The sequence below is a fragment of the Hydrogeniiclostridium mannosilyticum genome, from assembly GCF_003268275.1.
Lineage (GTDB): Bacteria > Bacillota > Clostridia > Oscillospirales > Acutalibacteraceae > Hydrogeniiclostridium > Hydrogeniiclostridium mannosilyticum.
In genome coordinates this window covers 1-2,046 of record NZ_QLYR01000024.1, presented here as the reverse complement: position 1 = coordinate 2,046, position 2,046 = coordinate 1, and the positions used below count along the sequence as shown (strand labels likewise).

4 protein-coding genes are annotated in these 2,046 nt (G+C 48.6%); all 4 read right to left on the bottom strand.

Features of this window, described 5'->3' with window-relative positions; translation table 11 throughout:
• Positions 1-423 precede the first annotated feature (423 nt).
• Entirely contained in the window at positions 424-744 is a 321-nt protein-coding gene (locus DPQ25_RS14190; protein WP_112333826.1) for a DUF1064 domain-containing protein, read from the bottom strand.
• The gene (locus DPQ25_RS14185; protein WP_112333825.1) at positions 745-1,458 is read right to left on the bottom strand and encodes a hypothetical protein; all 714 of its coding nucleotides are present in this window, start codon (positions 1,456-1,458) and stop codon (positions 745-747) included.
• Positions 1,459-1,470: 12 nt separating this feature from the next.
• Positions 1,471-1,830: a hypothetical protein gene (locus DPQ25_RS14180; protein WP_112333824.1), complete on the bottom strand. Its 360-nt coding sequence runs from the start codon at positions 1,828-1,830 to the stop codon at positions 1,471-1,473.
• 24 nt (positions 1,831-1,854) lie between these two features.
• A partial coding sequence (locus DPQ25_RS14950; protein WP_407928174.1) for a hypothetical protein occupies positions 1,855-2,046 on the bottom strand: 192 nt, incomplete at its 5' end.

The window sequence follows — 2,046 nt, the reverse complement described above, 5'->3', positions numbered from 1 at the left end:
ATTGAAATTCTTGGTTCAACTTATCAAAAAAATCCTGCGGCGTACACCAACACATATTTTTAGACGACAGAAGCGCCTTGTTCAATTTCTATGGCCTCGCTTCCCCTGAAAAATTGCTTGCAGCGCCATTCGCCGGCCTTCGCCCCTGCTGCACCCTTCCCAATCCTCGAATGCGGTTTTAAAGCCTGAGAACTCTCCCATGACCGTTCTTTCAGCCTTTGCCATTGGACATTCGGATGTGTCCTTTTTTCTGCATTTTGAGCAGGTGAATTTGTCTTTCATGTTGTGTTCCCCCTTGATGAACTCCAGCGCCGGCCTTTTTGTGGCACGCCGCCCGGCTTCAACGTTAAATTTATCCCTATCGGGCAGGCTTTTGTCCGCTTCTTTCCGCTGTCTTGCTTTCGCGGCCTCTTTTTTCTTCGATCACTTAACCACCCTCAATTCAAAGCCTGGATAAAGCGCTTCCCAGTCCTTTTTCTTGATCTTGAATTCCTTTGTCTCCACGCCCTTGACGTCCTCCACCCATACCAGCCCGGAAGAATCGCACACCATGAAATCCGGCCTGTACCGGGTGTTTCCCAACAAGAGGAAGGACGGCTGCCGGGTAAACCAAAGAATCCGACCCGCTGCTCTCAGTGCTTTCAGCTGTACGTACCGCGCCGCCTCCGCCTTGCTGTCAAAGCGTATTCCGTCAACCTCAACCGGCGTGTTGTGATACTTCGCCGGCTTAACATACGCCTGCATTTATGGCCTCCAGTCCAAATCATCGAACGCGCCCGATTGCTCGAACGCCTCAATGTTGTAGGTGGTTTCGGCCCCTGTTCCTGTTTTGCTCTGTTCAGCCCTTTCACGCTTAACCCAGTTTCGAACAGTGGCTTTCCAGTCCTTCATGTCGTTTTTTCCGACTTTCCAGCCATTGCTCTCGTAGTAGTTGCAGAAATAATCTGCGTCCAAAGCATAGCCCTGTTCCTTACAGAATGAACGAACTTCCTCTACGGTGGGCTTTTGAAAGCGCGATACACGCCCGCGCATGCCTTTCGTATTCGTATTCGGATTTGGATTGGATTCTGGATTGGATTCTAGCGGTGAGTCACCGTGAGTCACCGTAGACCACCGTGAAATATCATTTTCGCTTGGCTCAGGAAACTTTGACTTCTTGGTTTGTATTCTTTGATACTTGCCCCAGTTTGGAAGGCAAAAATAGGGTTCTCCTGCAACATCATAGAGAAGAATGCTACCATTGCGTTCCAACGCTTCAAGGCCCTTTTGAATATCTTGTTCCCGAACTCCGTTCCTTCTTGGAAATACGAATCCTTTCAGCAATTCCGGATCCGCGCTGCCTCTTCCGTAATCATCAACATAAGTCAGTAGATACGTCCATAATCGAAATTGAAAATCTGAAAGCGCGTTGATTGATTTGCTTGTACGAATCTTTTCGCTAATAATTCTATTTGGCACCTTACCACCGCCTCATAGCTTTGTTTGGGCGGGATTGACACGAATCCTCCTGAAATGGCCTTTCACATAAATGAGGGCTTCGCCTTTTGCCTGGCTGACGATTCGCTGGATGGGGAGGTCGTTCTTAGCCTGTGTCGCTCTTCGGCGGCTGGATTCCTGCAAGTATTTTTCCATCTCGGCAATATTGCTTGTGCGCCAATACCCCCGGGCGCTGGAACTTGAAACAATCGCTTCTCCAATCCGTTCCAGCTCTTTGTTGGCCTCTTTGATCTTAAAACGGACATCCCGCTCTGAAATCCCGACTGCCTTGGCAATGTCATAACGGGAAACGGCATTTTCCCTTCCGGTGGGAACGAATGAGATAATGTTCAAGCTGTTTCACTTCCTTTCTCCTGCTTAGTTAAAAGGCAAGTCGTCATCTGTGGGAACAGGAATCTCTTCAAAACGATCATTTTCAGTAACCGGTGCAGATTTCTTAGATTCCCCTAAGGGCTTATCTTTTGGTATTTCAAATTCTCCTCTCTCGATATAGCCGACGCTTACAAACCGGTATGGCCTTACCTTCCACCCGTGACGCCCTTCGTATTC